Below are 4,127 nucleotides of genomic sequence, written 5' to 3' on the forward strand. Positions count from 1 at the left end.
TCTTGGTGTCTGGGCCCAGGCGATGAGCAGACTGGTCACTGCGATGGCCAGTATTGCGCCTGCGATCAGGCGGGCGCGCTGGCTGGCGCTGCGGGCGCAGCGGAACAGCACTGGTGCGCTGAAGAACGAGAGCACGGCCAGAGCGACCGTTGGCCAGCCAACCTCGTTGTCTGCGGCTGGGACCTGCCAGGACGCGCCAGAGGCGGCAATCGCGACCACAGCGGCCGCAACGGCGGTGAATGTGGCTACCGCGGTCAGTCCGGCCTGCTGCCAACCACGCCAGGGTGCTGGCAGCTCACTGTCCAGTCCAGCGAGCTCCGACTCCAGGTTGAGGCGTGCGATCTGGCCGAGCCGTTGCCGCGCCAGTTGCGTGCGGTAGAGGTGTCCGTCGAGCAGATCGCGTACGTCGTCGTACCGGTGCTCGAGCGCGGCCTTCCGCTCACCGGCGTCCCGGCGTACCTCGGCCGTGTGTACGGCGTACCGGGTGGGGTCGGAGGCGAGAATAGCGTTCACTGCGTCGAGCAGTACGTCGCCGTTGGCGTCCCGGCGCGGTGGCGCGTAGGAGTCCGGCGCCGGCGCGGCCAGGTCCCCGGTCAGGCGGATCAGCCGCGCGACCTCGGCGATCCGGATCGACGGTACGCCGTACCGCGGCAGCAGCCGCTCCGCGAGCCGGGCCGAAGCCTCGGCGTCCTCGGGCGGCGTACCGCCGGGCTCGTGGACCGCCCGGTGCAACCAGGCCGCCAGCCGGACGCTGGTGGGGTCGGTGGAGAGCTGGATCAGCGAATCCAGCGCGGTCAGGACGATCTTCAGGTACTGCTCGCGGTACGCGCGCCTGGTGCGGTCGACGTACCGGCCGACCAGGTCGTCCGCCAGTGAGGCAGACCCGGGCAGCAGGTCGTCCCAGCGCGCCCGGAGTTCCACCACTGCTTCAGTTTGCCAGCCGCACTACTGCAACCAGCCTTCGATCAGCCCACCGCAACCTTGCGGTCTCCTACTGCTTGGCCGACAGCACGCCGGTGAGCAGGCCGGGATACAGGTTCTCGAGGTCGTCGCGGCGCAGCAGGCTGACCCGCCGGGTGCCGTCGGTGTGGGTGGAGATCACCCCGGCCTCGCGGAGGATCTTCAGGTGGTGGGCCCGCGTGGACGCGGTGACCGGGAGCTCGATCTCGCCGCAGCAGACGCCGGCCGGGTGGTCGGCGAGCGCCCGGACAATGGTCAGCCGGACCGGCTCGCCCAACGCCTGCAGAACCGCCTCGACGCGGATCTCACCCCGCTCGGGCTGCGGGAGGACTTTGGTGGCCATGTGTCCATAGTACGACGCCTGTCGAAGTTCGATGTTCTTCGTAGTACGATGACGGTCGAACTAATGAATCTCTCCGGAAGGTCCCCAGATGTCCGCACGGATCTACCTGCTCGGCGCCGGCGCGTTCGCGGTCGGCACCAGCGCGTACGTCGTGTCCGGGGTGCTGCCCGACGTCAGCTCCGAGTTGCACGTCTCGCTGACCGCCGCGGGCCAGCTGGCCACCGCGTTCTCGCTGTCGTACGCGATCGGTGCACCGATCCTGTCCACGCTGACCGGCCGGTGGGAGCGCCGTACCCTCCTGATCGCCGCACTGGTCCTGGCCGCGCTCGGCAACCTGATCGCCGCGCTGGCCGACAACTACCCGCTCCTGATCGTCGGCCGGGTCGTGGCCGCGTTCGGCGCCGCCGTGTACACCCCGGCCGCCACACTGTTCGCCACGAGCCTGCTGCCGCCCGAGGAACGCGGTAGAGCCGTGGCCATCGTGTTCGGCGGTCTCACCTTCGCCCTGGTTCTCGGCGTACCTGCAGGCACGCTGCTTGGCCCGACGCTCGGTTACAAGGGGGTCTTCGCTCTTATCACCGCGGTCGCCGTACTGGTTGCCATCGTCGAGCGGGCCGCCCTGCCGAAGGTTGAGGCAGCACCTGTCGTCAGTCTGCGCGAACGGTTCGCAGGGGTGACCGATCGGCGCGTGCAGATCGTGCTGGCGATGACAGTGCTTGCTGTGCTGGCTGCGTTCAGCGTGTACATCTACATCGTGCCGCTGCTCAAGCACACCGCCGGTCTGACCGGCAACGTCACTGGTCTGTTGCTGCTGCTGTACGGCGTGGGCGCCGTCATCGGCAACTTCCTCGGCGGGCGCATCACTGACCGCTTCGGCAGCCTGCGCACGCTCGTCGTGCTCATGGTGGGCATCACTGCGGTTCTGGCCACGCTGGACCTCACGCTGACGACGGAGGTCGGTGCGGGTGTGGCTCTGGTCGTGTGGGGCATGCTCACGTGGGCCTTCAACCCGCCGATCCAGAACCTGTTGCTGGAGCTCGGCGGTGGCTTGCTCATCTCGCTCAACGCATCCGCCATCTACCTAGGTGCCGGTCTGTCCGCTGTCGTCGGCGGACTGGTCATCCAGACCGTAGGAGTCGGCTACCTGCCTGTACTGGCGTCTGCGCTGTCCGTGGTGGTGCTCGGCCTGGTCTACGCGCTCTGGCGTGACCCGTCCCTGCAGCGCGTCGAGGAGCTTGAGCGTGAGGAGGACGTGTACGTCACGGCTGCGGCTGAGTGACCAGTACCTCGGGCAGGTCCTGACTGTGCACGACGACCAGTGAGGTGACGGCACGCGTCAGGCAGACGTACAGGCGTCGGAGACCGGTCCGCTCGTCGGCTTCACCAGCGACGATGCCGGCCGGCTCCACCAGTACCACGTGGTCGAACTCGAGGCCCTTGGCGAGTGAGGCCGGAACGACGTCCAGGTGGGCGTCGACATCGTCCTCGTCGCCCAGCACCGAGAAAGCGATGCCCTGCAAGGCTTTCCGGGTCGCCGGGACCAGGGCGTCCGGCACGATCAGCCCGATCGACCCGAGCCGCTCCGACGCCTCCTGTACTGCGGTGACCGCAGCAGCGAGGCTGTCCGGTACGCGGGTGATGGTCAGCTCACCGCGCGCCCGCCGTACGGCTGTCGGCGGTTTGAGGTGTGGTGCGATTGTCGGGAGCAGCCGAGCGGCGTACTCGATCACCTGACCGGGGACGCGGAAGCCGGCAGTCAGTTCCTCGGTGTGGGCGCTGGTCTTGCCAAGATGCGTCAGGGCCTCGTCCCAGGACGGCGTTGCCCACGGTGTGGTGCCCTGTGCGATGTCACCGAGCACGGTCATCGACCCTGTCGAGCAGCGGCGCCCGACAGCGCGCAGCTGCATGGCGGACAGGTCCTGGGCCTCGTCCAGCACCACGTGACCGAGGGACGGCGTACGGTCGACCAGGTCGGCGATCTCGTCGATCAGCGTGGCATCGGCAACGGACCACTTGGCGGCGCCGGGGGAGCGCGGCACCTTCTCCCAGATCAACAGCGCCTGCTCCTCGGCCGTGAGGATGCCGTCCGCGTGCTGGGCCAGCAGGTCCGGCTCCGTGAACAGGCGGAACAACAGCTTGGCCGGATCCACAGCCGGCCACAGCGCCTCGGCGTACTGCTTGACCGGACGGCTACGCGCCACCGAGTCCTGTACACGGTCGTCCGGCGAGTCACCGGCCGCCTCCATCCGCAGCAGCACCGCATGGGCCAGCCGTTGCGGCAGCATCGCGCGGCCCGCGCCGTACCGGATGCCGCGCGTCCGGAGCTCGTCGACGAGCTCTTCGGCCTGGTACGTCGCCACCCGCCAGCGGTGCGCGCCCCGCGGTACGACGAGCGCGTCCTCGGGCTTCCGCACGTGCGCCCACACGGCCCGGTGGAGTACCTCGGCCATCCGGGCGTCGCCCTTGAGCACGTCGACCGGTGCAGGGCCCGGTCCGGCGATCTTGACCCGGGCAACCATCTCCTCGACCGTCGTCTGCTTCGCCTCGATCTCCCCGAGCGCCGGGAGGACGTCGCCGATGTAGCGCAGGAAGCTCGCGTTCGGGCCCACCACGAGCACCCCGGCGCGGCTGAGCTGGTCCCGGTACGCGTACAGCAGGTACGCCGCCCGGTGCAGCCCGACCGCGGTCTTACCGGTACCGGGCGCTCCCTGGACGCAGATGGTCTCGTCGACACCGGCCCGGACGATCACGTCCTGCTCCGGCTGGATGGTCGCGACGATGTCACGCATCGGGCCGGAGCGCGGTCGCTCGATCTCGGCGTCCA

3 protein-coding genes and 1 pseudogene are annotated in these 4,127 nt (G+C 69.3%); 1 reads left to right on the forward strand and 3 read right to left on the reverse strand.

What is annotated here, in order from left to right:
* Nucleotides 1-924: pseudogene (locus VFF46_RS06300) on the reverse strand (Pyrrolo-quinoline quinone); the annotation flags it as partial.
* Nucleotides 925-991: 67 nt separating this feature from the next.
* On the reverse strand, nt 992-1,303 hold the full coding sequence (locus VFF46_RS06305; protein WP_325036071.1) for an ArsR/SmtB family transcription factor: 312 nt from the start codon (nt 1,301-1,303) through the stop codon (nt 992-994).
* Between the two features lie 88 nt (nt 1,304-1,391).
* On the opposite strand from VFF46_RS06305, the gene VFF46_RS06310 reads away from it, so the two are divergent.
* On the forward strand, nt 1,392-2,582 hold the full coding sequence (locus VFF46_RS06310) for an MFS transporter (RefSeq protein ID WP_325036072.1): 1,191 nt from the start codon (nt 1,392-1,394) through the stop codon (nt 2,580-2,582).
* On the opposite strand, the gene VFF46_RS06315 is transcribed toward VFF46_RS06310, so the two are convergent.
* Nucleotides 2,563-4,127: HelD family protein (locus VFF46_RS06315; protein ID WP_325036073.1), on the reverse strand; the 1,565-nt coding region annotated here is incomplete at its 5' end. The two genes, VFF46_RS06310 and VFF46_RS06315, sit on opposite strands and share 20 nt — an antisense overlap.

The sequence above is a fragment of the Kribbella sp. genome (assembly GCF_035655035.1).
In the GTDB taxonomy this organism is placed as follows: domain Bacteria; phylum Actinomycetota; class Actinomycetes; order Propionibacteriales; family Kribbellaceae; genus Kribbella.

Excerpts from the sequence above, each read along its gene's own strand:
- VFF46_RS06310 (WP_325036072.1), top strand. The coding sequence starts at position 1,392 with ATGTCCGCACGGATCTACCTGCTCGGCGCCGGCGCGTTCGCGGTCGGC.
- VFF46_RS06305 (WP_325036071.1), bottom strand. The coding sequence starts at position 1,303 with ATGGCCACCAAAGTCCTCCCGCAGCCCGAGCGGGGTGAGATCCGCGTC.